Source organism: Stenotrophomonas aracearum, from assembly GCF_031834615.1.
GTDB classification, from domain to species: domain Bacteria; phylum Pseudomonadota; class Gammaproteobacteria; order Xanthomonadales; family Xanthomonadaceae; genus Stenotrophomonas; species Stenotrophomonas aracearum.
This window is the reverse complement of the sequence record NZ_CP115543.1, coordinates 1519225-1543891: the sequence shown is the minus strand read 5'-3', so window position 1 is coordinate 1543891 and position 24667 is coordinate 1519225. Positions and strand designations below refer to the sequence as shown.

Annotated in this window: 24 protein-coding genes and 6 tRNA genes; 5 read left to right on the top strand and 25 right to left on the bottom strand. The window is 69.1% G+C overall.

Going from position 1 to position 24667, the window contains the following annotated elements; genetic code table 11:
• Positions 1 to 14: 14 nt before the first annotated feature.
• Both PDM28_RS07150 and PDM28_RS07145 read right to left on the bottom strand, forming a co-directional pair.
• Positions 15 to 761 carry a sulfurtransferase gene (locus tag PDM28_RS07150; protein WP_311184297.1) on the bottom strand — a complete coding sequence of 249 codons (747 nt, stop codon included), beginning with the start codon at positions 759 to 761 and terminating at the stop codon, positions 15 to 17.
• Between the two features lie 20 nt (positions 762 to 781).
• Positions 782 to 1147, bottom strand: coding sequence for a DUF6164 family protein (locus PDM28_RS07145; protein WP_311184296.1), 366 nt, complete (start codon positions 1145 to 1147; stop codon positions 782 to 784).
• A 63-nt stretch (positions 1148 to 1210) separates the two neighbouring features.
• Here PDM28_RS07145 and PDM28_RS07140 point away from each other — a divergent pair, with 63 nt between their 5' ends.
• Together PDM28_RS07140 and PDM28_RS07135 are read left to right on the top strand one after the other, a co-directional pair.
• Positions 1211 to 1651, top strand: coding sequence for an FKBP-type peptidyl-prolyl cis-trans isomerase (locus tag PDM28_RS07140; protein WP_102945801.1), 441 nt, complete (start codon positions 1211 to 1213; stop codon positions 1649 to 1651).
• A 5-nt stretch (positions 1652 to 1656) separates the two neighbouring features.
• Positions 1657 to 2910 (top strand): TIGR03862 family flavoprotein, encoded by a 1254-nt coding sequence (locus tag PDM28_RS07135; protein ID WP_311184295.1) that lies wholly within the window; start codon positions 1657 to 1659, stop codon positions 2908 to 2910.
• 74 nt (positions 2911 to 2984) lie between these two features.
• Here PDM28_RS07135 and PDM28_RS07130 read toward each other — a convergent pair whose 3' ends face one another.
• The 5 genes from PDM28_RS07130 to PDM28_RS07110 form a co-directional block, all read right to left on the bottom strand.
• A complete protein-coding gene (locus PDM28_RS07130) occupies positions 2985 to 4607 on the bottom strand; it encodes an FMN-binding glutamate synthase family protein (protein ID WP_311184294.1) in 1623 nt (540 codons plus the stop codon).
• A gap of 47 nt (positions 4608 to 4654) precedes the next feature.
• Complete coding sequence (locus PDM28_RS07125; protein ID WP_311184293.1) at positions 4655 to 5962, bottom strand: nucleotide sugar dehydrogenase; 1308 nt, start codon at positions 5960 to 5962, stop codon at positions 4655 to 4657.
• 228 nt (positions 5963 to 6190) lie between these two features.
• On the bottom strand, positions 6191 to 6646 hold the full coding sequence (locus PDM28_RS07120) for a BLUF domain-containing protein (RefSeq protein ID WP_102945805.1): 456 nt from the start codon (positions 6644 to 6646) through the stop codon (positions 6191 to 6193).
• Between the two features lie 72 nt (positions 6647 to 6718).
• On the bottom strand, positions 6719 to 7723 hold the full coding sequence (locus tag PDM28_RS07115; RefSeq protein WP_311184292.1) for a TraB/GumN family protein: 1005 nt from the start codon (positions 7721 to 7723) through the stop codon (positions 6719 to 6721).
• Between the two features lie 2 nt (positions 7724 to 7725).
• Positions 7726 to 8418, bottom strand: coding sequence for a glutathione S-transferase family protein (locus PDM28_RS07110; protein WP_311184291.1), 693 nt, complete (start codon positions 8416 to 8418; stop codon positions 7726 to 7728).
• An 84-nt stretch (positions 8419 to 8502) separates the two neighbouring features.
• On the opposite strand from PDM28_RS07110, the gene PDM28_RS07105 reads away from it, so the two are divergent.
• Positions 8503 to 8589 (top strand) — tRNA-Leu (locus PDM28_RS07105).
• Between the two features lie 33 nt (positions 8590 to 8622).
• Here PDM28_RS07105 and hemN read toward each other — a convergent pair.
• Positions 8623 to 10032: an oxygen-independent coproporphyrinogen III oxidase gene (gene hemN, locus PDM28_RS07100; RefSeq protein ID WP_311184290.1), complete on the bottom strand. Its 1410-nt coding sequence runs from the start codon at positions 10030 to 10032 to the stop codon at positions 8623 to 8625.
• A gap of 44 nt (positions 10033 to 10076) precedes the next feature.
• Positions 10077 to 10514 (bottom strand): group III truncated hemoglobin, encoded by a 438-nt coding sequence (locus PDM28_RS07095; RefSeq protein ID WP_311184289.1) that lies wholly within the window; start codon positions 10512 to 10514, stop codon positions 10077 to 10079.
• A 103-nt stretch (positions 10515 to 10617) separates the two neighbouring features.
• Here PDM28_RS07095 and PDM28_RS07090 point away from each other — a divergent pair, with 103 nt between their 5' ends.
• Together PDM28_RS07090 and PDM28_RS07085 are read left to right on the top strand one after the other, a co-directional pair.
• Positions 10618 to 10911, top strand: a complete 294-nt coding sequence (locus tag PDM28_RS07090; protein ID WP_425507643.1) for a hypothetical protein — start codon at positions 10618 to 10620, stop codon at positions 10909 to 10911.
• Positions 10908 to 11960, top strand: coding sequence for a 4Fe-4S dicluster domain-containing protein (locus PDM28_RS07085; protein WP_311184288.1), 1053 nt, complete (start codon positions 10908 to 10910; stop codon positions 11958 to 11960). Before PDM28_RS07090 ends, PDM28_RS07085 begins: the two co-directional genes overlap by 4 nt.
• A gap of 35 nt (positions 11961 to 11995) precedes the next feature.
• On the opposite strand, the gene PDM28_RS07080 is transcribed toward PDM28_RS07085, so the two are convergent.
• The 16 genes from PDM28_RS07080 to PDM28_RS07005 all read right to left on the bottom strand — a co-directional run bounded on the left by PDM28_RS07080 (position 11996) and on the right by PDM28_RS07005 (position 24655).
• Entirely contained in the window at positions 11996 to 12232 is a 237-nt protein-coding gene (locus tag PDM28_RS07080; protein WP_070207242.1) for a hypothetical protein, read from the bottom strand.
• A 237-nt stretch (positions 12233 to 12469) separates the two neighbouring features.
• Positions 12470 to 12691, bottom strand: coding sequence for a hypothetical protein (locus PDM28_RS07075; protein WP_102945811.1), 222 nt, complete (start codon positions 12689 to 12691; stop codon positions 12470 to 12472).
• A 111-nt stretch (positions 12692 to 12802) separates the two neighbouring features.
• Positions 12803 to 12876, bottom strand: a tRNA-Cys gene (locus PDM28_RS07070).
• 7 nt (positions 12877 to 12883) lie between these two features.
• Positions 12884 to 12959, bottom strand: a tRNA-Gly gene (locus tag PDM28_RS07065).
• A 67-nt stretch (positions 12960 to 13026) separates the two neighbouring features.
• A tRNA-Gly gene (locus PDM28_RS07060) sits at positions 13027 to 13102 on the bottom strand.
• A 157-nt stretch (positions 13103 to 13259) separates the two neighbouring features.
• Positions 13260 to 13335 (bottom strand) — tRNA-Gly (locus tag PDM28_RS07055).
• Between the two features lie 46 nt (positions 13336 to 13381).
• A complete protein-coding gene (gene pgsA / locus PDM28_RS07050) occupies positions 13382 to 14005 on the bottom strand; it encodes a CDP-diacylglycerol--glycerol-3-phosphate 3-phosphatidyltransferase (RefSeq protein ID WP_070209304.1) in 624 nt (207 codons plus the stop codon).
• 9 nt (positions 14006 to 14014) lie between these two features.
• Positions 14015 to 15862 carry an excinuclease ABC subunit UvrC gene (gene uvrC, locus PDM28_RS07045; protein WP_311184287.1) on the bottom strand — a complete coding sequence of 616 codons (1848 nt, stop codon included), beginning with the start codon at positions 15860 to 15862 and terminating at the stop codon, positions 14015 to 14017.
• Positions 15859 to 17274 carry a hypothetical protein gene (locus tag PDM28_RS07040; RefSeq protein ID WP_311184286.1) on the bottom strand — a complete coding sequence of 472 codons (1416 nt, stop codon included), beginning with the start codon at positions 17272 to 17274 and terminating at the stop codon, positions 15859 to 15861. Before PDM28_RS07040 ends, uvrC begins: the two co-directional genes overlap by 4 nt.
• A gap of 24 nt (positions 17275 to 17298) precedes the next feature.
• Positions 17299 to 18096: a 3-deoxy-manno-octulosonate cytidylyltransferase gene (gene kdsB, locus PDM28_RS07035; RefSeq protein WP_311184285.1), complete on the bottom strand. Its 798-nt coding sequence runs from the start codon at positions 18094 to 18096 to the stop codon at positions 17299 to 17301.
• 39 nt (positions 18097 to 18135) lie between these two features.
• Complete coding sequence (gene lpxK / locus PDM28_RS07030) at positions 18136 to 19158, bottom strand: tetraacyldisaccharide 4'-kinase (protein ID WP_102945815.1); 1023 nt, start codon at positions 19156 to 19158, stop codon at positions 18136 to 18138.
• A complete protein-coding gene (gene msbA, locus PDM28_RS07025) occupies positions 19158 to 20906 on the bottom strand; it encodes a lipid A export permease/ATP-binding protein MsbA (protein ID WP_311184284.1) in 1749 nt (582 codons plus the stop codon). The genes lpxK and msbA overlap by 1 nt, the downstream gene beginning before the upstream one ends.
• The gene (locus PDM28_RS07020; RefSeq protein WP_070209310.1) at positions 20903 to 21325 is read right to left on the bottom strand and encodes an ExbD/TolR family protein; all 423 of its coding nucleotides are present in this window, start codon (positions 21323 to 21325) and stop codon (positions 20903 to 20905) included. The genes msbA and PDM28_RS07020 overlap by 4 nt, the downstream gene beginning before the upstream one ends.
• A 3-nt stretch (positions 21326 to 21328) precedes the next feature.
• On the bottom strand, positions 21329 to 22003 hold the full coding sequence (locus tag PDM28_RS07015; protein ID WP_070209311.1) for a MotA/TolQ/ExbB proton channel family protein: 675 nt from the start codon (positions 22001 to 22003) through the stop codon (positions 21329 to 21331).
• A 3-nt stretch (positions 22004 to 22006) separates the two neighbouring features.
• Positions 22007 to 24406 carry a DNA internalization-related competence protein ComEC/Rec2 gene (locus PDM28_RS07010; protein WP_311184283.1) on the bottom strand — a complete coding sequence of 800 codons (2400 nt, stop codon included), beginning with the start codon at positions 24404 to 24406 and terminating at the stop codon, positions 22007 to 22009.
• Between the two features lie 174 nt (positions 24407 to 24580).
• Positions 24581 to 24655, bottom strand: a tRNA-Val gene (locus PDM28_RS07005).
• Between the last annotated feature and the right edge of the window lie 12 nt (positions 24656 to 24667).

Genomic DNA, 24667 nt, shown 5'->3' with positions numbered 1-24667 from the left:
GATTCCCGCGCGGGTCATTCCGCGGCGTGATCGACCATGGGGTTCAGCGCCGGGTCCAGCGCCACGCGTTCGTCGAAGACGAAGCAGCGGCCGTCGTAGCCTTCGCCGCCAACCGCCTCGAAATAGCCGAGGATGCCGCCTTCGAGCTGCAGCACGTTGTCCATGCCGTCGTTGCGCATCCACAGCGCTGCCTTTTCGCAGCGGATGCCGCCGGTGCAGAAACTGACCACCGTGCTGTCGCGCAGCGCGTCGCGGTGGGGGGCCAGGGCGTCAGGCAGGTCGGTGAACTTGGTGATCGGCAGCACCAGCGCGTCCTGGAAGGTACCGAACTCAATCTCCTGCGTGTTGCGGGTGTCGAGCATCACCACCGGTTTGCCGTCATCGTCGTGGCCCTGGCGCAGCCAGCGCTGCACCGTAGCCGGGTCTACCGAGGGCGCGCGCGGATAGGCCAGCGGCTGGCCGTCATCGATCCGGAAGCTGATGATCTCCGGCTTGACCTTGGCCTTGAGCCGGGCGAACGGCTGCATCCGGCTGTAGCTGGTCTTGACCCGCATCCCGGCGAAGCGCGGATCGGCGTGCAAGGTGGCGTAGAAGCCGTCGATGCCCGTTTCGCTGCCGGCCAGGAACAGGTTGATGCCCTCCCCTGCCACCAGCACCGTGCCGCGCAGGTCGGCGGCCTCGGCGCGCGCCAGCAGCGTGGCGCACAGCGCGTCCGGGTCGGCAACGGGGGTGAAGTGGTAGGCGGCGGTATTGGCGATCATCCGCCCATTTTACCCCGCGCTCACCCGCGCAGCAGCACGAACGGCAGCAGCACCAGGGCGGCGGCGGCCAGCATGCCGGCCAGCACCGCCACCACGAACAGCGGGCGGCGCCGCAGCAGCGTGCCGAAGGTCTCCGCGCTGCCATCGGCCAAGGCGGCCTGGCGCTCTGCACGGACCCGCACGCTGCGCGCCTGCTGGTACTCGGCCATGAGCGCCTTGGCGCGCGGCTGGTCGCCGTCGTCACTCACCCAGATGCCGCCGAACGAGATCCCCCAGGGGCTGGGCTCGGTCCAGTAATGGGCGATGCCCGCCTGGTCCAGCAGGGCGGTCACGTCCTGGATTTCATCGTCCGCGACGTTGCGCAGGTTGAGCAGCAGTTTCGACATGCGCCCATGATAGCGCCCGGCGATGCGCTACCCTTGCGTCCCCCTTTACCACCGGTGCCGCCCATGCGTCGTCTGCCGAAATTCCTGCTGGTTCCCGCGCTGCTCTCGCTCCTGGCCGCCTGTACCCCGCCCGGCCCGCCGCCGGGTGGCAGCATCGCCGCGTTCGAGAAGATCGACACCCAGCCCGGCACCGGCGCCGAGGCCACCCCGGGCAGCACCATCGTGGTCCATTACACCGGCTGGGTGTACGACGAGAAAGCGGCCGACAAGCACGGCGAGAAGTTCGACAGCTCGGTCGACCGCGGCGAGCCGTTCAGCTTCGGGCTGGGCAAGGGCCAGGTCATCCGGGGCTGGGATGAAGGGTTTGCCGGCATGAAGGTCGGCGGCAAGCGCACTCTGATGATCCCCGCCGAATACGGCTACGGCGCCTCCGGCGCCGGCCCGATCCCGCCGAACGCCTCGCTGGTGTTCGACGTGGAGCTGCTTGACGTCAAGCCGCGCTGACCGGCATGGACGAAGCCGTACCCGCGATGCGACGCGTTGCCATCATCGGTGGCGGCCCGGCCGGGCTGATGGCGGCCGAAACCGTGCGCGCCGCCGGCCATGCCGTGGACGTGTACGAGGCCAAGGGCTCGCCCGGGCGCAAGTTCCTGATCGCCGGCAAGGGTGGCCTGAACCTGACCCATTCCGATCCGCTGGACGTGTTCGTGGCGCGCTACCGCGAGGGCGCTGCGGAGGTTGGCGCGTGGCTCGCCGATTTCGACGGCCCCGCGCTGCGCGCGTGGGCGCAGGGCTTCGGCATCGACACCTATGTCGGCAGCTCCGGCCGGGTGTTTCCGATGGACCGCAAGGCCGCGCCGCTGCTGCGCGGCTGGGTGCGCCGCCTGAAGGAATCCGGAGTGCGTTTCCACGTGCAGCATCGCTGGACCGGCTGGGACGCGGACGGCGCGCTGCAGTTCAATACGCCGGACGGCGTGGCGCGCGTGCAGGCCGATGCCGTGGTGCTGGCGATGGGCGGCGGCAGCTGGCCCGAGCTCGGCTCGGATGCGGCGTGGGTGGCACCGCTGGCCGCGCGCGGCGTGGAAATCGCGCCGATCAAGCCGGCCAACTGCGGGTTCGACATCGCCTGGACGCCCTACTTCCGCGAACGCCAGGCCGGTGCGCCGCTCAAGCCGGTGGTGGCCCACTGGACCGCGCTGGACGGCCAGCCGCGTTCGCAGCAGGGCGAATGCGTGATCAGCGCCGACGGCATCGAAGGCAGCCTGGTGTACGCGATGGCGGCCGACCTGCGCGACTCGCTGGCGCGCGATGGCGAGGTGGTCGTGCAGCTGGACCTGCTGCCCGGGCAGAGCGACGCGCAGGTGCTGGAGAAGCTGCGCAAGCCGCGCCAGGGCCGCAGCTTCGGCGAACACCTGCGTCGCCAGCTAGGCCTGGGCGGGGTGAAGTCGGCGCTGCTGTTCGAGGTGCTGGGCAGGCAGGCGGGCGACCTGCCGGCCGAGTCCGTGGCCACCGCGCTGAAGCGCCTGCCGCTGTCGCTGCTGCGGCCGCGTCCAATCGCCGAGGTGATCAGTACCGCCGGCGGGGTGCGGCTGGAGGCATTGGATCCGCAGTTGATGCTGCGCGCGATGCCCGGAACGTTCTGTGCCGGCGAGATGCTGGACTGGGAAGCGCCGACCGGGGGTTACCTGTTGACCGCGTGCTTTGCGAGCGGGTTGCGGGCTGGGCGTGGGGTTATCGACCATTTGAGTCGCGTCCAACCGTAGTGCCGGCCGCCGGCCGGCTCCGCACGATGCAGGACCGCGAGGAGCCGGCCGGCGGCCGGCACTACCGCAAATCGCTACCGCGATTTGCTGTTTCTCAATGCCCGGATGCGCGCGGGCGGCTCGAAGGAGTCGCTACGGGCGTCGGACCAGAAGTCGTGGAAGACGGCGTGGTCGGGGACGCGGCGCAACAGTTCGCCGGGGCTGAGGTAGCGGTAAAGCGAGGCCAGCGAGCGGATCTCCACCGGGGAGACGCGACGCACGATGTGCTCCGGGCCCAGCTCGGCCGGGTGCTGCAGGCCGGCCGCACAGAGCAGGTCGCGCAGCGCGCGCAGCGTGTTCTCGTGGTAGTTGTGCACGCGGGTGGCCTTGTCGGCCGCGTCCAGGTGGCGCCAGCGGTTCGGATTCTGGGTGGCGATGCCGGTCGGGCAGCGGTCGCTGTGGCAGCTCAGCGACTGGATGCAGCCCAGCGCAAACATGAAACCGCGACCGGCGTTGCACCAGTCCGCGCCCAGCGCGATGGTGCGGGCGATCTCGAACGCACTGCTGACCTTGCCGGCCGCGCCGACCCGGATGCGGTCGCGCAGGTCCAGCCCGACCAGCGTGTTGTGCACCAGCAGCAGCGCCTCGTGCATCGGCACGCCGACATGGTCGATGAACTCCGCCGGTGCCGCGCCGGTTCCGCCCTCGGCGCCGTCGACCACGATGAAGTCCGGCAGCAGCCCGGTTTCCTGCATCGCCTTGGCAATGCCGAACCACTCCCACGGATGTCCGATCGCAAGCTTGAATCCCACCGGTTTGCCGCCGGAGAGTTCGCGCAGCCGCGCCACGAACTGCAGCAGTTCCACCGGCGTGTTGAACGCCGAGTGCTTCGACGGCGACACGCAGTCCACGCCCATCGGCACACCGCGCGTGACCGAGATCTCGGCGCTGACCTTGGCCGCCGGCAGCACGCCGCCGTGGCCAGGCTTGGCGCCCTGCGACAGCTTGATCTCGATCATGCGCACCTGGTCGGTGTTGGCGTTGGCCACGAACCGCTCTTCGCTGAAAGCGCCGTGTTCGTCGCGGCAGCCGAAGTAGCCCGAGCCGATCTCCCACACCAGGTCGCCGCCCATTTCGCGGTGGTACGGCGAGATCGAGCCTTCGCCGGTGTCGTGATAGAACCCACCGCGCCGCGCGCCTTCATTGAGCGCGCGGATCGCATTGGCAGAGAGCGAGCCGAAGCTCATCGCCGAGATGTTGAACACGCTGGCCGAATACGGCTTGGCGCAGTTCGGCCCGATCAGCACGCGGAAGTCATGGTCGGCTACTTCAGTGGGCGCCAGCGAGTGATTGATCCACTCGTAGTCCACCGCATAGGTGCTGCGCAGCGTGCCGAACGGGACCACGTCCATTTCATTCTTGGAGCGCTGGTAGATCAGCGCGCGCTGCTGGCGCGAGAACGGCACGTCTTCCAGGTCGCTCTGCACGAAGTACTGGCGGATTTCCGGCCCGATCGATTCCAGCCCATAGCGGAAGTGGGCCAGCACCGGGTAGTTGCGGCGCAGCGTGCTGCGCTTCTGGACCAGGTCCCAGGTGCCGATCGCGATCATGGCCGCGGTGATCCCCACGCCCCAGTACCAGGCCGGCCAGATCGTGGCCAGCCAGACGCAGAGCGGGAACAACAGGATGGCGAGCACGTAGGCCAGGTACCGGTGCATGGCGTTCCTCAATCAACACATGCGGCGGAGTCTACAACCGTTCCGGTCTACAGCCGGTCGTCGACCACATCGCGCGGCCAGACCGATTTCACGTCGTACACCACCCCGTCCGGGCGCAGCAGCGCCTGGATCGCGGCGCGGTCCATGTTCCGGAAGCGGTCATGCGCCACCGCCAGCACCACTGCGTCGTAGCCCTGCGGGTCCGGCGTATCCACCCAGTGCAGGCCGCTGCCCTGCAGCGTGGCCGGCCCCACCCACGGGTCCTGCACCTGCACCTGGGCACCGGCGTCCTGCAGGGCCTGGGCCAGCTCCAGCGCGCGGCTGTTGCGCAGGTCCGGGCAGTTCTCCTTGAAGGTCACGCCCAGCACCAGCACGCGCGCCTGCGGCAACGCGTGGCCCCGCGCCTGCAGCAGCGCCAGCACCCGCTGCGCCACGTGCGCGCCGACCCGGTTGTTGACCTGGCGCGCGGTGTGGATGAGGTCGGGGTGGTAGCCCACGCTTTCGGACTTGTGCAGCAGGTAGTACGGGTCCACGCCGATGCAGTGCCCGCCCACCAGGCCCGGCCGGAATGGCAGGAAGTTCCACTTGCTGCCGGCCGCGTCCAGCACGTCCTGGGTGTCGATGCCGAGCCGGTCGAAGATCAACGCCAGTTCATTGACCAGCGCGATGTTGACGTCGCGCTGGATGTTCTCGATCACCTTGGCCGCTTCGGCCACGCGGATCGACGGCGCCGGCCAGGTACCGGCATGGATGATGCGCGCATACAGCGCGTCAACCACCGCGGCCACTTCGGCGGTGGAGCCGGAGGTGATCTTGCGGATGTCCGCGAGGCGTCGCTGGCGGTCGCCCGGGTTGATCCGTTCCGGGCTGTAGCCGCAGTGGAAGTCCTGGTTGAAGCGCAGGCCCGAGCCGGCTTCCAGCAGGGGCACGCACACTTCTTCGGTGGTGCCCGGATACACGGTGGATTCGTAGATCACCAGGTCGCCGCGCTTGAGTACGCTGGCGATCAGGATGCTGGCGGCGCGCAGCGGGCCGAGGTCGGGCTGCTCGTGTGCATCGATCGGCGTCGGCACGGTGACGATGTAGACGTTGCAGTCGGACAGGTCGTCGGGGTCGGCGCTGTAGCGCGCGTGCACCGCGGCCGCCAGTTCCTGCGGTTCCAGCTCCAGGGTATGGTCGCGGCCCTGCTGCAGCTCGGCGACCCGTGCAGCGTCGATGTCATAGCCCAGTGTCGGCTGCACCGCGCCGAAGGCCACGGTCAGCGGCAGGCCCACATAGCCCAGCCCGATGACGCAGATGCGCGCCTGCGCGGCGGCGCTGGCCGCGTGCGGGAACGGCAGGTTGGATTCGGTCATTCGTGGCCAGGAGGCAGGATGCAGGTGCGACAAGCCTAACGTGTCGCAGGCAGGCCTACAAAGAACAAAGCCGCCGCCCGCGGAGAGTACGGACGACGGCCAACAAAGTGGTCCAGCTGCGGTTACTACCCTTTCAGACAACCCCGGGGGCCTCCCCCGGACCGGTCACAGCTGGTAGACACATCGTAGGCGCTGCACTGTGATCTTTCTGTTACGGCGCGCACGCAATCACGAACCGAGGGTCACCGCGGCCGGCTCCAGCTCGCCGGAAACGCCGGTCCACAGTTCCAGCAGGCGTGCGAAACCCACCCGCCGCTGACCCTCCACCGGTGGGGCCGCGCTGAATCCCAGCCACTCGGCATCGACGATCGCGCTCATCACCTCCGGGTCGATCCGGGAAGACGCCATGGTCCAGCGCGGGAAATGGCGGGTGGCCACTTCGCCACGGGCCAGCGCGCGGACGCGCAGGTGGCTGCGGGCGTTCAAGACCCGCTGTTCGACCGAGGCCACGCCATCATCCGGCCCTTCCAGGTACTGCAGGAAGCGCTGGCCGTCGAACATCAGGACACCCGTGACACCGGTGACCTTGTTGAAGCTCGATGCGGCGGCGAGTATGCGGTCGATGTCCGACCCGTCGATTCCTTCGACCGCTTCGCTGACGTAGGCGAACGCGTGCAATGCCATATGCACCCCCGGTGTTGTCCAGACGACTATGCCATGAAGCGCGCGCGGTGGAAAAGACGCGCGGCCAGATGCTCAGGGCGACTGCACGGTGTAGCCGGCCTGGCGCAGCCGGTCGAGATACCCACCCGGCTCGACCAGCGAATGCACCGGCACCGTGGCGAAGGTCACCGGGTGGCGGGCCAATGCGTCGCGTGCGGCGGCCAGCCACTTCGCGGACGCGCGCGCGTCCAGCTGGGTCATGCCACGTCGCTGTCCAAGCTCGCTGCTGGCAATGGCGCCGACGCAGGCGTCGTACTGGCTCTTCAATGCCAGCTGCTGCAACGCCTTGGTGTCGCCTACGGCCCATGCATTGGCGCGTTCAACCAGCAGCGGCAACTGGTGTTCAACCACGTCCAGCGTGCGCTGCAGGCAGGTCACGTCCTGCAGCGTGCTGGCGCGCACTTCCTTCAATGCCTTGCGCGGATCGTCGACCTCGATCTCGACCTTGGTCACGACCGGCGTCAACCCGCGTCGCTTGTAGGCCTTCGACAGCTGTTTTCCCACGCCCGAACGCGGGGTCAGCCCGACCTCATCCAGCGCGGCGGCGTACAGCCGTGTCGCCGCCACCAGCGGTCGGTCTTTTTCCACGCCATCGCCGCGACCGAGGTAGCGCTGCTTTAGGGGCTGCCAACGCGCGTAAAGATCGGCGGGAAGAATGTCCTGCAGGCGCCGCCCTTCAGGATCGTGCGCGGCCTTCATCGCGGACGGCAGCAGGGTCAGCCGACCGAAGAAGCCGACGTCGGCATCCAGCGACCAGCCCGGCGAACCCAGTACCGCGTCGGCACTGGCGATCACCGCCTCGACCTCGTCGGCGCGCCAGTCCAGCCTGGCCGGCAATGGCGACACCGTGCCCAGGATCCACAGGGTGTGGCCCTGGGCGTTGCGCACCTGCCACATGCCGGGCCCGGGCTGCACCCCGGACACCACCACCGGGGCCAGGTCGACCACCTCCGGCGGCGACGATTGCGCCCTGCCCTCGGACAGGCCGGCGCAGGCCAACCCCGCCAGCAGGACGCCTGCTGCGATCGCCCGGGCCATGCTCAGGCTCCGTCCGGCGCCTGCCGGTACGGTTCTTCAAACGGCCGGAAGTCGTGTTCTTCCAGCGCCGCTGCCACCCAGGCCTGTACGCCCGGCAGCGACTGCACCTGCTGCATGTAGGACGCCACGCGCGGCGAGACCGGTACCGCATAGGTGTGCAGGCGCATCACCACCGGCGCGAAGAAGGCGTCGGCGATGCTGAAACGATCGAACAGCAGCGGGCCGTCATGGCGCGCCAGCAGGCGTTCCCACAGCGCCTGCAGGCGTTGCAGATCGGCGACCACGTCCGGCTGGTTGCGCAGCACGCGCGCGCCGATCTCCGGCAGCCGTGCTTCGATGTTCATCGGGAAATGCGAGCGCAGCGCGCCGAACCCGCTGTGCATGGCGGCGGTAGCACTGCGCGCCAGCGCACGTTCGCCGCGGTCCTCTGGCCACAGCGCAAGTTCGGGGAAGCCCTCGGCCAGGTACTCGGCAATGGCCAGCGAATCCCACACCACCCGCTCGCCATCCACCAGCACCGGCACCGTGCCCGAGGGCGACAACGCCTCGGCACTGCGCTTGAACTGCGAGTCCGGGTCGAAGCTGTCGAAGCGCAGCACCACCTCAGTGAACGGGATGCCGGCCTGGGTCATCAGTACCCACGGCCGCATCGACCACGAGGAGTAGTTCTTGTTGCCGATATGCAGCTCGAGCATGGCCAGCGGATCCGGGCAGGAGGGTTGCACCATGCTAGCGCAGCGCCGGGCCTGCTTTCCGCTACACTTCACCCCGCCAAGCGCGCCCGGATGGCGAAACTGGTAGACGCATCGGACTTAAAATCCGCCGGGGGCAACCCCATGCCGGTTCGATTCCGGCTCCGGGCACCAGACACTTCATTGCCTGCGCCAGAAAGCGCCGCCTCAGATCGCCCGCGAGTAGCGCACCGGCTGTTCGGGTTGCGCCAGGTAGCGGTCGAAGCACATGGCGAGCAGGCGCAGGAGGGGGCGACCGCGTTCGGTAGCGCGCACCGTGCCGTCGCGATATTCGGCGAGCCCATCGGCCTGAAGCGCGGACAGGGACACCAGGGCATCGGCGAAATACTGGTCGAAATCGACACCATGGCGCGCGCCCAGGGCGCGGCCGTTTACTTCGCCCTGGCACATCAGCTGGTTGATCAGTTCGGCGCGCAGTTCGTCGTCGGCGTCCAGGGTCAGGCCGCGCCACACCGGCAGCCGGCCGCTGTCCACGGCGCTTTCCCAGCCCGGCAGGTCGCGCGGGTTCTGGCTGTAGCTGCTGCCGATGCGGCTGATCGCACTGGCGCCCAGCCCGACCAGGTCGGTCTGGGCGTGCGTGGTGTAGCCCATGAAGTTGCGGTGCAGCTGGCCGGCACGCTGCGCGCGCGCCAGGTTCTCACCGGGCAGCGCGAAGTGGTCCATGCCGATGTACTGATAGCCCGCCAGCGACAACCGCCGTACCGCCAGGCCCAGCAGGGCCAGCTTCTGTTCCGGGCTGGGCAGCGACGCATCCGGTATCTGCCGTTGCGCCTTGAACAGGTTCGGCAGGTGCGCGTACCCGTAGATCGCCAGACGGTCGGGGCGTTCGCGCAGCACCGTTTCCAGCGTGCGCGCAAAGCCATCCAGTGTCTGGTGCGGCAATCCGTAGATCAGATCGACGTTGACCGAGGACAGGCCGTGTTCGCGGCAGGCACGCAGCACGTCCAGCGTTGCCTCCACCCCCTGCTCGCGATTGATCGCCCGCTGTACCACCGGGTCGAAATCCTGGATGCCCAGGCTGGCCCGGTTGAACCCCAGCGCGCCGAGCTCGGCAATATCGTCGCGGCTGACGAAACGGGGGTCCAGTTCGATCGAGAAGTCGCGGTCGGCGGCGCTGCTGAAGGAAAACCGGTGGCGCAGGCCGTCGATCAGTTCGCGCATCTGCGCACGCGCCAGGAAGTTCGGCGTGCCACCGCCCAGGTGCAGCTGGATCACCTCCCGCGAGGGATCGAACAACGGCGCGATCAGGTCCGCTTCGCTGAGCACGCGCGCCACGTACGCGATGCCCTTGCCATGGTCGCGGGTAATGACCCGGTTGCAGCCGCAATAGAAACAGGGACTGCTGCAGTAAGGCACGTGCACGTAGAGCGACAGCGGCAGCGCCTGCGCGTTGCTGTCGGCGATCGCCGCGCGCAGGCCGTGCTCACCGAAGCCGTCGTGGAAGTGCGGCGCAGTCGGGTACGAGGTGTAGCGCGGCCCGGGCCGGTCATGGCGGCGCAGCAGCTCGGGATCGAAGTGCCAGGCAAGCCCGGCGGCGGCAGGCGAAAGGGTGTCCATGGCGCCAGCGTGCGCGCCCGGGCGCCTTCACGCATTGAGCCAGATCAATCCGGGCGCAGAGTGCGCACGACCGGCAGTTCCGGCCAGCGCTGCATCTGGATGCGCCGCCAGAAGGTGTCGGCAATCCGCACCGCCACGTCGTCGGCCAGGCGCTGCATCGGCGGGTTGCCCGATTCGGCGGTGGTCTGGCTGAACAGCAGCAGCCAGCGATCGAACAGCGCGCGCTCCAGCTCGGGCATGGCCATGTGCTTGGACATCGGGTTGCCACTGAAGCGGCGCGTACCGCGCAGCATGGCCGACCAGAAATCGACCAGCTGGGCCAGGTGCGCATCCCAGTCGTGGACGCGGGCGTCGAACACCGGGCCCAGCTGCGGGTCCTGGCGCACCCGGGCGTAGAAGTCGTGCACCAGCCGCGTGACCTCCTGTTCGCTGCACAGAGCGAGCGAGGCCATGGGCAGGTCGGGAACGGCAGGGGACGACATGGATTCCTCGGCAGCCTACGGCACACGGTGAGGTGGGCATGATGCTACGCCGGTTTGATCAGGATCAATGTGGCGTGCTGTCGCAGGGCCTACCGTGCAGGCCATGACGCCGCTGAACGAACCGACCCGACGCCACCGCCGCACGCTGGTCCAGCACTGGGGCGCGGTGCTGTGGCCCAGCTTCATCGCCGCCGGGCTGGCCAGCGTGGTGTTCTTCGCGTTCGTGGACCCGCTGCGGCTGGGCGAGATCAGCTTTCCCGGCCACGCGGTGAGCCGCGAGCTGGGCTACACCCTCGGCTTCTTCATGTTCTGGGCAGTGACGGCGATGGCCAGTGCGGTTACCGGCTACCTGCTCCGACCACTGCCGCGCGACGACGACGAGCTGCCGCTCGGGTGAGCACGTCCTGCGCCCCGGTTGCGCGCCCTGCCCTGCGCTGGCGTTCGCTGCTGTCCGCGCTGCTGCTGGGCGGCTTCTACGCCCTGCCCTGGCTGCGCTGGGAGGGCCGCCAGGCGCTGCTGCTGGACCTGCCGGGGCGTCGCTTCGACCTGTTCGGCTGGACCCTGTGGCCACAGGACCTCGGCATGCTGCTCGGTCTGATCGCGGTGATGGCCTGTTCGCTGGTGCTGCTGACCACCGTGGCCGGCCGGGTCTGGTGCGGGCATGCCTGTCCGCAGACGCTATGGAGCGGCCTGTTCCGCTGGATCGAGCGCGGCTGCATGCGATGGCTGCCCCGACCCAGCGCCGCAGCGGTGGCCACGCAGCTGGCGTGGGCGCTGGTCGCGCTGTGGACCGGGATCACCTTCGTCGGGCTGTTCACGCCCATCCACGACCTGGTGGCCGGGTTCTGGCCGTCCCGCTGGAGCGGCTGGGAACGGTTCTGGGTCCTGTTCTACGCCACCGCAACCTGGGGCAACGCCGGCTTCCTGCGCGAGCAGGTCTGCATCGACCTGTGTCCGTATGCACGCGTGGTCCCGCTGCTGTGCGACGACGATACCCCTCAGGTCTGCTACGACGCGCGCCGCGCCGAACCGCGGGGCCCGCGCGGGCGCGGCACGGGCAGCGTCACGCAACGCGGCCGTGGCCTGCTCGACCCGACCAGCGCCAGCGACTATGCGTTCCGCGCGGCGCACCCGGCGCTGGCCGGGCCACCGCCACGGTTCAACGAAGACCGCCTGGGCGACTGCGTGGATTGCGCGGCCTGCATGCAGGCGTGCCCGATGCAGCTGGATGTGCGCAGCGCACCGCTGCCGGACTGCATCGCCTGCGGCGCCTGCGTGGACGCTTGCGATGCGCAGATGCGCGCGTGGCGGTTCCCGACAGGGCTGGTGCGGATGGCCAGTGCCAATGCACTGCAGGGCAGGCCCCGGCGCTGGCTGCGGCCGCGCGTGCTGGCGGCGCTGGCGTGCCTGCTGGTCCTGCTGGGATTGGGTCTGCAACGGCTGTAACCGCCGATTCCCTGGCGCCGGTTCCCCAACCGGATTCAGCGCACCCGCGTGCTCGGCGGCGGCACCATCTGCGCGCGCCGGACGATCCCGAGCTGTTCAATGATCATGGCCAGCTCGTTGGTCACCTGGGTACGGCTGCGCCCCTGCGGCACCAGGCGCTCCAGCACCTGCTGATACGTCGTCCAGAACTCCGGCCCACATCCATGCTTGCTGTAACTGGCCTCCAGCTCGGTGCGCACACCGTTGGCCAGGTCATTCGCGCCGTATTGCATACGACCTCCCTTGGACCTGCTCTGCGATCGAGACGAGCAATTCCCCCCTGCCAGGCTTGCGCCTGCCGCTCCGCTGCTGGGTGGCAACGGAACTTCACCCACGTTTCACTCCACCCTTTCACGCTCTTCGCGCGAAGTCAACCAGTGGCGCAACCGGCCTCGCTGGTGAACTGAACCGTTCAGCAAGTTGAAACCGACACGTTGACAGCATGCCGGTACTGCGGTGACAGCATGATGTCAGGCGCTTATCCGCCAGATGCCGTAGGCGGCAATGGCCAGGCCTGCCCCGAGGACCATCCAGGCCACGCCGTTGAAGCGCTTGAACACCTTGGCCAGGCCGAACGAGAGGGCGATGGCCGCCACCCCGAACCCCAGCACCACCGCGCCGCTGACGTTGCTGGGCGAATCCCAGAACGAACCGGGTACCCCGGCAGCCGCAATCCACATGGCCAGATACATCGAACACCTCGATCAGGAACGTTCCTGCACAGTAGGCAGGGCGTTGTACGGGGCGGGTGAAGGACGGCAGCAGAAACGAAAAACCCCGCCGAAGCGGGGTTTCTCAACAACTGGAGGCCTGGGTCGGAATCGAACCGGCGTACACGGATTTGCAATCCGTTGCATGACCACTCTGCCACCAGGCCGGGAATCTGGAGCGGGAAACGAGACTCGAACTCGCGACCTCAACCTTGGCAAGGTTGCGCTCTACCAACTGAGCTATTCCCGCAGAATCAAGCGGATATGTTACCAAAACCACTGGAAACACACCAGCTCTTTCACATCGCGACACAATCTGGAGCGGGAAACGAGACTCGAACTCGCGACCTCAACCTTGGCAAGGTTGCGCTCTACCAACTGAGCTATTCCCGCAGATTTGTTGCGTTTTCCGTCGACCTGCGTCGAAGGAGCGCTATTGTGTCGGTAATCCTTCACGTCGTCAACAGGTTTATGCAGCGATATTCAGCGTGATTCGACTGCGACGGCCTGAAATGAAAAAAGCGACCCGTGGGTCGCTTTTCTCTGTATCTGGAGCGGGAAACGAGACTCGAACTCGCGACCTCAACCTTGGCAAGGTTGCGCTCTACCAACTGAGCTATTCCCGCTTGGGAGGCGAAATTCTACAGCCAAATGCGGTGCTGTCAACAGCCCTCAGCCCTTCTTTTTCGCACGCGCGGTTTCGCGTGCGGCGCGCTCGTCCTCGCGCAGGCTCGGCCATGCGGCGTGCAGGTACTGCAGCCCGGAGAACAGCGTGAGCACGGCCGCGATGGCCAGGGTCCAGTCACCGATATGGAACACCGGTTCGCCCATCCAGATGTCGGACACCGGCGTGTTCGGCGCGACCGAATACAGCAGGCACAACAGCGCGACCATCTGCGCGGTGGTCTTGATCTTGCCGATCAGCGCCACGCGCACTTTCGCGCGCTGGCCGATCTCGGCCATCCATTCGCGCAGCGCCGACACCGCAATCTCGCGGCCGACGATCACCGCCGCCCAGAACGCCATCCATGGGGTCGGATGACCCTGCACGATCAGGAACAGCGCCACCGCCACCATCAATTTGTCTGCGACCGGATCGAGGAAGGCACCGAACGCCGAGGCCAGGTCGTAGCGGCGGGCGATCCAGCCATCCAGCCAGTCGGTCAGCGCCGCCAGCCCGAAAATCGCCGCCGAGGCGAAGTTGGTCCAGGTGTAGGGGAGATAGAACACCAGCACCAGCACCGGGATCATCACGATCCGCAGCAGCGTCAGCCAGGTGGGGAGGGTCAACTTCATTGCGTCTCTCTACTCGCCGGCCGCAGGGGGCGTGGGCAGTCCATGAAGGTTAGCGTAGATGCGTGCGGCAAGGGCGTCATTGATGCCTTCGACCTTCGCGATTTCCGCTTCGCCGGCCGCTTTCAGACCGACCAGGCCACCAAAATGCTTGAGCAGGCTGGCGCGACGGCGCGGCCCGATCCCGGGAATGTCTTCCAGCTTGCTGGTCATGCGCGCCTTCTGGCGGCGACCGCGATGGCCGGTGATCGCGAACCGGTGCGCTTCGTCGCGCACCTGCTGGATGAACTGCAGCGCCGGCGACGCCGCGCCCGGGCGCAGCTCGCGGCCGTCGGGCAGCACCAGAGCTTCATGCCCGGCGCGACGTTCCACGCCCTTGGCCACGCCGACCAGCATCACCCCTTCCACGCCGAGGTCGGCCAGGGCCGCCTGGGCCTGGGCGAGCTGGCCGGCGCCGCCGTCGATCAGCAGCAGGTCGGGCAGCACGCCCTCTTCTTCCACCGCGCGGCGGAAGCGGCGGTCGATCGCCTGGCGCATGGCTGCGTAGTCGTCGCCCGGCTCGATGCCGCTGATGTTGTAGCGACGGTACTGGCTGCGCACCGGGCCACTGGCGTCGAACACCACGCACGAGGCCACCGTGGCTTCGCCCATGGTGTGGCTGATGTCGAAACACTCCACGCGCTTGACCTGTTCGGCCAGGCCGAGCATCTGCCGCAGGTCTTCGCTGCGCGCGTGCTGCGCGCTGCGGCTGGTGAGCTCGCTGACCAGGGTGATCTGCGCGTTGCGGCTGGCCAGTTCCACATAGCCGGCGCGCTCGCCACGCACGTTCCACTTCAGCTGCACCTTGTAGTCGGCCGAGGTACTCAGGGCGGACTCGATCAGGCTGGCATCGGGGATCTCGCGGTCGAGCAGGATCTCGCGCGGCGGGGTCTGTTCGGCGTAGTACTGGGACACGAAGGCGCCCAGCACTTCCTCGGCGCTTTCCTCGCCATTGGTACGCGGGTAGAACGGCCGCGTGCCCATGTTGCGACCGTCGCGGAACGCCAGCAGCATCACGCAGGCATTGGCACCCTGGGTGGCGCAGGCGAGCACGTCCAGGTCGGCGGCGCGGCCGTCGACGTACTGGCGGGTCTGCATGCTGCGCAGCGAGGCGACCAGGTCGCGCAGGCGCGCGGCCTGTTCGAATTCCAGCGCTTCGCTGGCGGCCTGCATCTGGGTGCCCAGTTCACGCGTGAGCTGGTCGCTCTTGCCTTCCAGGAACAGCGACGCGCGGCGCACCGACTCGGCGTAGTCGTCTTCAGCAACAAGCGCCACGCAGGGCGCGCTGCAGCGACCGATCTGGTACTGCAGGCACGGCCGCGAGCGGTTGCGGAACACGCTGTCCTCGCAGTTGCGCAGCTTGAACAGCTTGTGCATCAGGTTGAGCGTTTCGCGCACCGCGGTCACGCCCGGGTACGGGCCGAAGTAACGCCCGGGCACCGCGCGCGGGCCGCGATGCAGCGCGATGCGCGGCCACTCCTCGCGGGTCAGCAACACGTGCGGGTAGGTCTTGTCGTCACGCAGCGAGACGTTGTAGCGCGGCGACAGCGACTTGATCAGCTGGTTTTCCAGCAGCAGCGCTTCGGCTTCGGAACGGGTGACGGTGACGTCCATGCGCGCGACCTGCGACAGCATGGACATGATCCGCGTGGTCTTGGGCGCCCCGTTGAAGTAGCTGCCGACCCGGTTGCGCAGGGCGCGCGCCTTGCCGACGTACAACAGGGTGTCGTCAGCGGCGTACATGCGGTACACGCCGGGCGCGGTGCTCAGGTGGGCCGCGAATGCCTTGCCGTCGAAGGCCGGTGCGGTGGGCAGGGTCATTCGCTGATCGGCACGTCGCTCAGTACGCCGCTGACCGGGTCGAACCGCAGCACGGCGTGCGCGTCGGTTTCGGCAATCCAGACCGCCCCGCCGCCGAGTGCCAGCCCGGACGGGCCGTGCAGGCGACGCGGCAGCTCCACCGTACTCAATTCCCCGCCGCCCAGGCGCAGGGTGCGCAGGCGGCCGTTGCCAGCGTCGGCGATCCACAGCACCGGGGCGTCCGGGCTCATCGCGATCGCCTGCGGATACTGCAGCAACGCGGTGGTGCGCGGGCCATCCTGTTCGCCGAAGGACCACGGTCCCTGCCCGACCAGGGTCTGGACGAGGTCGCCACGCAGCTGCATCGAGCGGATCGACGAACCCAGTGCATCGCACACGTACAGGACCTGCTGCACGGCGGCCAGCGCGGTCGGCTGCGCGAAGGCGGCCATGTGGCCGCTGCCGTCGCGCTCGTCCATCGCGCCGGAGCCGGCCCGCCAGGACAGCGTGCGCTGGCCCAGGTGGTAGCTCCAGATGCGGTTGTCGCCGGCCATCGCGATGTGGACCTGGTTGTCGGCCACGGCGATGCCCTGCGGATGGTTCAACGGCGCCTGGCGGGGGTCGGCCACCGCGCCTTCGCGCGGCTCGCCCGGACGGCCGTTGCCGCACAGGGTGTCGACCTGGCCGGTCAGCAGATGGACGCGGCGCAGCGCGTGGTTGCCGGTGTCGGCCACGTACAGCCACTCACGCTCCAGCGCCAGCCCCTGCGGCCGGTTGAAGGCGGCCTCGCCGGGGCCACCGTCCATCATGTCGGCAGTGCCCAGGCCGAACTGGCGCAGCACGCGGCCGGCATGGCTGCATTCGAGGATGCGGTGGTGGCCGCTGTCGGCGATGTACAGCCGCTCGGTGCTCACTGCCAGCGCGGACGGGAACAGCAGCGGCAGGCGCGGCTCCGGGCTCAGCTCGCGCAGGCGCGGCGCGTCGCCGTCGAGCGGGCTGGCGATGCCCTGGCACAGGGCGTTGAGCGCGCGGTCCAGGTCGTCGCCAAAGCCGACCAGGCGGTCCACTTCCCTACCCTGCGAATCCAGCAGCACCAGGGTCGGCCAGGCGGTCACGTTGAAACGGCGCCAGCCATCCCAGTCCGCATCAAGCAGGGCCGGCGACCCCACGCCATGGCGGCGCAGCAGCTTCAGCGCCTGCTCGGGCGTGCGTTCGAAGTCGAAGCGCGGCACCTGCAGGATCAACGGCTGCAGCTTGCCCGGGTTGCGCGACTGCCACTGGCCCAGCTCGGCCAGGCGCTGCGCGCACCAGACCGACCCGGCATTGACGAAGGCGAGTACGACCGGGCGACCACGCAGTTCGGTCAGGGTGGTCGGCGCGGCGTTGAGCCACGTGGCGAATTCGGGAAGGTCCTGGACGAGCTGTACGTTCATGCGGTGATTATGCAGGACTGCGCGTCATGCAACCGTCGTGCCACCGTCAATTTGACGACGGGCCAGCCAGGCCTCGGCACGCTCCAGGTCGGCCGGGGTGTCGATGCCCGGCGGGAACGCCGCCGGGGACAGCGCCACGCTCAGGCGGTGCCCGGCCTCCAGCACCCGCAGCTGCTCCAGCGACTCCAGCTGTTCGAGCCGGCCCGGCGGCAGCGCGGCGAAGCGCTGCAGGAACCCGGCGCGGTAGGCATAGATGCCGATGTGGCGCAGCCAGTGCGGCCCGGACAGGCTGTCGCGCGAGCGCGCGAAGCCGTCGCGGTCCCACGGGATCGGCGCGCGGCTGAAGTACAGCGCGTCCAGGTTCTGCTGGCGCACCACCTTGACCACGTTCGGGTCGAACAGGGTTTCGGCGTCTTCGACCGGGGTCGCCAGGGTGGCCATGTCGGCCCCGCTGTAGACCAGCGCTTCGGCCACGGCGCGGATGCCGTCGGCCGGCGCGAACGGTTCGTCGCCCTGCAGGTTGACCACCAGGGTGTCGTCCGACCAGCCCGCCTGCCGCGCGCACTCGGCCAGGCGGTCGGTGCCCGAGGCGTGGCCGGGGTCGGTCATCGCCACCTTCACCGTGGGCAGGCCCTGCAGCGCGTCGGCGATGCGGGTGTCATCGGTGGCCACCCAGACCTCGCGTGCCCCGGCCTGCAGGGCGCGTTCGGCCACGTGCCGCACCAGCGGGGTGCCGCCGAGCAGCCGCAGCGGTTTGCCGGGCAGGCGCGAGGCGGCGTAGCGCGCCGGAATGGCGACAACGAAATCGACGGGCTGGCTCATGCGGGCACCTCCGGTAAAAACGCAACGAAACGGCAGCGCTCAGCGCTTGCCGAGTTTATCCACGCGGTCGAGCAGTGCGACCCAGAACGCGGCCGGCAGGTCGGCCGACAACGGCACGGCGAAATGCCATTCGTTGGCGAACACCTTGCACTTCACCGCGTCCTTTTCGGTCATCAGTACCGGCAGCTCGCTGCCGAAACGCAGGTCGGCCGGCTGGTAGGCATGGTGGTCGGCGAAGGCATGCGGAACCACGCCGATGCCCTGCGCGCGCAGCATGTCGAAGAAGCGCTGCGGGTGCGCGATGCCGGCCACCGCGTGTACGCGCTGGCCACGGAAGTGCGACAGCGCGCGGGCGCGGCCGCCGCTGAGCGGCTGGGCGCGGTCGATATGCAGCTGCATCGCCCATTCGCCGAACCCGCACGACGCGAGCGCGGCCGGGTCGGCGCTGGCCTGACCCAGGTTGACCACGCGGAAGTCGCAGTCGCGCGCGCGGCTGGCCGGTTCGCGCAATGGACCGGCCGGGATCAGCCGCCCGTTGCCATAGCGGCGCTGCGCGTCGACCACTTCGATCTCGACGTCGCGCGCCAGCCGGTAGTGCTGCAGGCCGTCGTCGCAGACGATGATGTCGCAGCCGGCTTCGATCAGCGCCTTGCCGGCCGCCACGCGGTCGGCGTCGACCCGCACCGGCACGCCGGTCTTCCAGGCGATCAGTACCGGCTCGTCGCCGCCCAGCGCGGTTTCGGTATCCGCATCCACCCAGCGCGCGCTCTTGGCGTCTTCGCGGCCGTAGCCGCGGCTGGCCACGCCGGGTTTCCAGCCGGCTTCGCGCAGGCGGTCGACCAGCGCGATGGTCAGCGGCGTCTTGCCGGTGCCGCCGGCGGTCACGTTGCCGACCACGATCACCGGCACCGGCAATGCGTGGCGCTTGAACCAGCCGCGCCGATACAGCGCCCTACGCAGCGCCACCACGCCGCCATACACCGGCGCCAGGACGCGCGCGGCGAACGGAACCGCACTGCCGTCATACCAGTACGACGGCGTCTGGGACCCCTTCGACGCCATCAGGACTGCCTTTCGCGGAACTGCATCTTGTGCAGGTGTTCATACAGCCCGCCCAGCGCCAGCAGCTCGCTGTGGGTGCCGCGCTCGACGATGCGGCCGTGGTCCATCACCAGCACCTGGTCGGCGTGTTCGATGGTGGACAGGCGGTGCGCGATCACCAGCGTGGTGCGTTCGGGCATCAGGCGCTGCAGTGCGTCCTGCACCAGCCGCTCGGATTCGTTGTCCAGCGCGGCGGTGGCTTCGTCCAGGATCAGCACCGGCGCGTCGCGCAGGATCGCGCGGGCGATCGCCAGGCGCTGGCGCTGGCCACCGGAAAGCAGCGCACCGTTCTCACCGACCGGGGTCTGCAGCTGCTGCGGCATGCGTTCGATGAACTCCCACGCGTTGGCCGCTTCGGCCGCCTTGCGGATCTGTTCGTCGGTGGCATCCATGCCATAGGCGATGTTGGCGCCCACGGTGTCGTCGAACAGCATGACCTTCTGCCCGACCATCGCGACCTGGCGGCGCAGGTCGGCCAGCGGGTAGTCGTCCAGTGGCACGCCGTCGAGACGGATGCAGCCGCCGCTGGGTTCGTAGAAGCGCGGCACCAGGCGGATCAGGCTGGTCTTGCCGCTGCCGGAGCGGCCGACGATGGCGGTGACGGTGCCCGGCTTGGCCACGAAGGTGATGTCGTCGAGCGCGATGCCGGTATCTTCGCGATAGCGCAGCATCACGTGCTCGAACGACAGTTCGCCGCGCACGCGCTGGGCGCGCGTGCTGCCCTGGTCGCGCTCGACCGGCAGGTCGAGGATGCCGAACAGGCGTTCGGCGGCGGCCACGCCGCGCGAGATCGAAGTCTGCACGCTGGTCAGGCGGCGCAGCGAGGGAATGATGGCCATCATCGAGGTCATCAGGCCCATGAACTGGCCGGCGTTCAAGCGCCCGGCGAGTGCCTCGCGGGTGGATACCCACACGATCACCGCCAGCGCCAGCGCGGCGAGGAACTGCACGGTGCTGGAGGCCAGCGCGCGCGTGGTTTCCACCTTCATGTTGAGGCCGAGCATGCGGTTCGCCAGGCGCGAATAGCGCGCAATCTCGTGCGCCTGGGTGCCGTGCACCTTCACTTCCTGCTGCGCCGCCAGCGACTGCTCGGCGGTCTGCGCCATGCTGCCCATGCCGTCCTGGATGCCGCGGCTGATGCGCCGGTAGCGCTTGCCCACGAACGACACGATCACGCCGATCAGCGGCACCACCACCAGCATCGCCACGGTGACCTTGACGCTCATCTGCAGCATCACCACCAGCATGGCGATGATGGTCAGGGTGTCGGCGACCAGCGTCTTGAGCGCGTCCGCACTGGCCTGGGTGACCTGCTCGGTGTCGTAGTTCAGTCGGCTGACCATGACCGGCGTGGCTTCGCTGTCGAAGTGCGACGACGGCAGGTGCAGGTACTTGGACAGCACCTGCTCACGCAGGTCGCGGACCACGCTGCGGCCGGTGCGGGCCAGTGCGTAGTCGCTGACCAGGGTGGCCAGGCTGCGCATCATGAACAGGCCGAGGATGGTCAGCGGCAGGATCACCGCCATGCGCGGCTCGGGATTGACGAAGCCGCGGTTGACGAGCGGCTCCATCAGCTTGGTGAAGTGGTAGCCGGCCAGCGCTTCGACCACCATCGCGATGACAGCGGCAACCATGAACACCCAGTAGGCGCGGGTGTAGCCGAGCAGGCGCTTGTAGATCGGCCAGATCGGCGCGTGTTGTTTACTCATGGACGCACCTCCGGCGCGGTAGCGATGGCGATGCGGCGGAAACCGAGCTGGCCCAGGGCGTCCTGGGCGGTGACCACGGCCTGGTACGGGGTGCGCGCGTCGGCGCGCAGCAGCACGGTCTGCTCACGGTCGCTGCCGGCGACGGCGGCAATGGTCTGCTTGACCGACTCGACGTCCGTGCGCAGCACTTCCTGGTCGTTGATGAAGTAACGGCCTTCGGCGTTGACCAGCACGCTCAGCGAACGCGGCGGCTCGGTGGTGTCCTGCTGGCTGGCGGTCGGCAGCTGCAGCTGCAGCGTCGAGCGCGCGTCGAAGGTGGTGGTGACCACGAAGAAGATGATCAGTACGAGGATGACGTCGATCAGGGGCACCAGATCGATATGCACCTCGTCCTGGACCCGGTCGTTGCGGATGCGCATCCGTCAGCCCTTGGCCGTGACAGGCGCAGCGGCCGCAGAGGCGGCGCCGGCGCGGGGCGGCGTGTTCAGAACGCTGGGGCGGCCGTCCAACGCATCGAGCAGTGCCGACGCTTCCATTTCCATCTCGATCACGTAACCGCCGATGCGGCCCTTGAAGTAGCGATGGAACATCAGCGCCGGAATGGCCACGATCATGCCGGTGGCGGTGCACACCAGCGCCTTGCCGATACCGCCGGCCAGCTGGTTCACGTCGCCCACGCCGTGGTCGAGGATGCCCATGAACATCTGGATCATGCCGACCACGGTACCGAGCAGGCCCAGCAGCGGGCCGGCCGAGGCGATCGTGCCCAGCGCGTTCAGGAAACGCTCCATGCGGTGCACCAGGTGCCGGCCGGCATCTTCGATGCGCTCGCGGATCTGGTCGCGCGGGCGATTGCGCGCTTCCAGCGCCACGGCCAGCAACGCGCCCAGCGGCGAGTTGGCCCGCAGCGACTGGATGTGGGTGGGGTCGAGCTTGCCGCGCGCCGCCCAGTTGCGCACTTCCTGGCCCAGCCCCGGGGGCAGGACCTCATTGCGTCGCAAGGTCCAGAAACGCTCCAGGACAATCGCCAAAGCCAGTACGCCCAACAGCAGCAGCGGCAGCATCGGCCAGCCACCGGCCTTGACCAGTTCCCACACGTTTCAACCCTCCGGCCCATCGACCGTGTTCATGACCGCCGATAGGATAGCAGCCGACCGCGCCCGCTCCGCGGCATCCCACCAACGGCGTTCGAAAAGACGCTGTTCGCGGACCTGGAGCCCGTCCCGGCCCAGCCAGATCCGCAGCGCGCCGCTGTCTGCGGTGCCCAGCACCTCGGCGCTGGCCGCGCGCCAGCGCTGCACCACCTCCCGGCGCGGGTGGCCGAAGCGGTTGCCGTGCCCGGCCGAGACGATGGCCAGGCGTGGCGCCACCGCCTGTATCCAGTCAGGGCTGGAGGACCCCGCGCTGCCATGGTGGGCCACCAGCGCGACCTCGGCGCGCAACGCGCCGGGGGCAGCCGCCAGCAGGCGCGCTTCCTCGGCGTGGCCGATGTCGCCGGTCAGCAGCACGGCGCCATGCAGGGTCTGGATGCGCAGCACGCAGCTGCTGGCATTGCCGGCGTAGGCCATTCCCGCGGGCGGATGCAGGACGGTGAAGTCGACCTGGTCCCAGCGCCAGCGATCCCCGGCCTGGCACGGCGTGAGGTCGGCGCGGACCGCACCGGCCGGGGCATGCAGCGGCGGAGTGCCGAAGTGGAGGCGCACGGCCGGCATGCCGCCCGCGTGGTCGCGGTCGCCGTGGCTGAGCAGCACGCGGTCCAGGCCGGCTTCGCCCACTGCATGCAGGGTCGGCACGACGACCCGCTCGCCGGCGTCGAAGCCGCCCTCTGCCGCCGGCCCGGCGTCGTACAGCAGGCGGTGGCGATGGGTGCGCACCCACACCGCCAGGCCCTGCCCCACGTCCATGACCAGCAGTTCGACCTCGCCGGGCGCAGGGCGGTCGCGGGCCGGCCACAGCAGCGGCAGGCACAGCAGCAGGGCCGGAAAGCGTGCCCCGGCGGCGCGCGGCAGCAGCAGCCAGAACACGCCAAGCAGCGCGGCCGGCACCGCGCCGGCGCCCGCCAACGGCGCCCACCACAGCGCCCAAGGCTGCCGCGCGACGGTGCCGAACAGCCACCAGCTCGCCTCGAAACAGGCGGCGGCCGCGCGCCAAGGCCAGCGCCCGGCGCCCTCGTACACCGCTTCCAGTCCCGTGCCCAGCAGTGACAGCGGCACCACCACCAGGCTCCACCACGGGATGGCCAGCAGGTTGACCAGCGGACCGGCGCGCGAGGCCTGGCCGAACAGCGCCACGGTCAGCGGCAGCAGCGCCAGCGTGGCCACGCCCTGCGCGGCCAGGAAGGTGCGCAGCCAGTGCAGGTCGCGGCCCGGCAGGCACCAGACCAGCCACAGCACGCCGGCGAAACTGAGCCAGAACCCCGGCGCCAGCAGCGACAGTGGGTCGACCAGCAGCACCGCCAATGCCGCCAGGGCCAGCGACTGGCCGACCGTGCCGGGGCGCCGCGTGCAGCGGGCCAGCGCCACCACCGCGATCATCAGCACCGTGCGCACGGTCGGCAGGGCGAAGCCGGCCGCTGCGGCGTACAGCGCGGCCCCGACCACGGCCGACGAGGCCGCGGCCAGAGGCCGTGGCCAGTACCGGCCCAGCACCGGGAGTACCCGCCACACCAGCGACGCCAGTGCCGCCGCAAACCCCGCGACCAGCCCGACGTGGAACCCGGAAATGGCGATCAGATGGGTCAGGCCCAGCGCGCGCAGGTCATCCCAGTCACGCTGCCCCAGCGCCCGGGTGTCGCCCAGCGCCAGCGCCTGCACGAAGCGCGCGCCGGGGCCCGGCACCTGCACGGCGATGGCCGCGGCCATGCGCTCGCGCCAGGCCGGCAGTCCCGTCGGCGGGCCCAGCGCCCTGCCCGCGCGCACATGCCCGGTGCCGGCCAGCCGCTGCAGCAGCGCGTGCCGCTCGGCATCGAAACCGCCGGGGTTGCGCAGTCCACGCGGCGGGCGCAGCCGCGCCTGGAACTGCCAGCGGGCACCGGCCTGCACGGCCAGGCGCGGTGCAGGCGCGCGGGTAGGCGTGGCGTCGTACCAGGCCAGCGCCAACTCGCGACCGCGCAGCAGGGTCGGCTGGGCTGGATCGTCATCCACGCGAATACGGAACCGGGTGCTGCGCGGCCCGTGTTGCGGCAGGTCCACCACCCTGCCCTGCACGGTGTACTCGCGGGAGGTCGCATGGGCCGGCAGCTGTATGTCCAGTCCGGCTTGCGCCTGCACCGTGGTCCAGCCGATGCCCACCAGCAACGCGCCGCACCAGCGTCCACGCCCCCAGCTGCACCAGAGCAGGACGCCGGCGCACAGCGCGCACCACGCCGTGACCACTGGCATCAGCAACGGCGCGAACACCACCCCGCAGGCGCCGCACAGCAGCGCAGCTGCGGCGGCTTTGCCGAATATCGGCAACGGCGCTGCAAAGATTCGTGGGGACTGCTGCGACACGCACGACATGCAGCACACCCGCTGCGATGGAACGCACAGCGTGGACAGTCGGCGATGCCCGTGCCATCGGCCGGGTGCGAAACAGGGTGTCGGGAAGTTCCGCTGGCGCAGGGCGCAGAAAGCAAAAAAGCCGACCTGATGGCCGGCTTTTCTGTTGTTCCACCGCAGTCGCTGGGACTGGAGTGGTGGGCGGTACAGGGTTCGAACCTGTGACCCCTACCATGTCAAGGTAGTGCTCTACCGCTGAGCTAACCGCCCGTTTTTCTCGCT

Coding starts and splice junctions, on each gene's coding strand:
- PDM28_RS07115 (WP_311184292.1), bottom strand. CDS start 7,723: ATGGCCCGGGCGATCGCAGCAGGCGTCCTGCTGGCGGGGTTGGCCTGC.
- PDM28_RS07125 (WP_311184293.1), bottom strand. CDS start 5,962: ATGACCGAATCCAACCTGCCGTTCCCGCACGCGGCCAGCGCCGCCGCG.
- PDM28_RS07145 (WP_311184296.1), bottom strand. CDS start 1,147: ATGTCGAAACTGCTGCTCAACCTGCGCAACGTCGCGGACGATGAAATC.
- PDM28_RS07075 (WP_102945811.1), bottom strand. CDS start 12,691: ATGTATCTGGCCATGTGGATTGCGGCTGCCGGGGTACCCGGTTCGTTC.
- PDM28_RS07080 (WP_070207242.1), bottom strand. CDS start 12,232: ATGCAATACGGCGCGAATGACCTGGCCAACGGTGTGCGCACCGAGCTG.
- PDM28_RS07130 (WP_311184294.1), bottom strand. CDS start 4,607: ATGCACCGGTACCTGGCCTACGTGCTCGCCATCCTGTTGTTCCCGCTC.
- PDM28_RS07110 (WP_311184291.1), bottom strand. CDS start 8,418: ATGCTCGAGCTGCATATCGGCAACAAGAACTACTCCTCGTGGTCGATG.
- PDM28_RS07095 (WP_311184289.1), bottom strand. CDS start 10,514: ATGTCGTCCCCTGCCGTTCCCGACCTGCCCATGGCCTCGCTCGCTCTG.
- PDM28_RS07040 (WP_311184286.1), bottom strand. CDS start 17,274: ATGAACGTACAGCTCGTCCAGGACCTTCCCGAATTCGCCACGTGGCTC.
- PDM28_RS07090 (WP_425507643.1), top strand. CDS start 10,618: ATGACGCCGCTGAACGAACCGACCCGACGCCACCGCCGCACGCTGGTC.
- PDM28_RS07120 (WP_102945805.1), bottom strand. CDS start 6,646: ATGGCATTGCACGCGTTCGCCTACGTCAGCGAAGCGGTCGAAGGAATC.
- uvrC (WP_311184287.1), bottom strand. CDS start 15,862: ATGACCCTGCCCACCGCACCGGCCTTCGACGGCAAGGCATTCGCGGCC.
- PDM28_RS07020 (WP_070209310.1), bottom strand. CDS start 21,325: ATGCGCATCCGCAACGACCGGGTCCAGGACGAGGTGCATATCGATCTG.
- PDM28_RS07135 (WP_311184295.1), top strand. CDS start 1,657: ATGGACGAAGCCGTACCCGCGATGCGACGCGTTGCCATCATCGGTGGC.
- msbA (WP_311184284.1), bottom strand. CDS start 20,906: ATGAGTAAACAACACGCGCCGATCTGGCCGATCTACAAGCGCCTGCTC.
- PDM28_RS07010 (WP_311184283.1), bottom strand. CDS start 24,406: ATGTCGTGCGTGTCGCAGCAGTCCCCACGAATCTTTGCAGCGCCGTTG.
- hemN (WP_311184290.1), bottom strand. CDS start 10,032: ATGGACACCCTTTCGCCTGCCGCCGCCGGGCTTGCCTGGCACTTCGAT.
- PDM28_RS07140 (WP_102945801.1), top strand. CDS start 1,211: ATGCGTCGTCTGCCGAAATTCCTGCTGGTTCCCGCGCTGCTCTCGCTC.
- kdsB (WP_311184285.1), bottom strand. CDS start 18,096: ATGAGCCAGCCCGTCGATTTCGTTGTCGCCATTCCGGCGCGCTACGCC.
- lpxK (WP_102945815.1), bottom strand. CDS start 19,158: ATGGCGTCGAAGGGGTCCCAGACGCCGTCGTACTGGTATGACGGCAGT.
- pgsA (WP_070209304.1), bottom strand. CDS start 14,005: ATGAAGTTGACCCTCCCCACCTGGCTGACGCTGCTGCGGATCGTGATG.
- PDM28_RS07150 (WP_311184297.1), bottom strand. CDS start 761: ATGATCGCCAATACCGCCGCCTACCACTTCACCCCCGTTGCCGACCCG.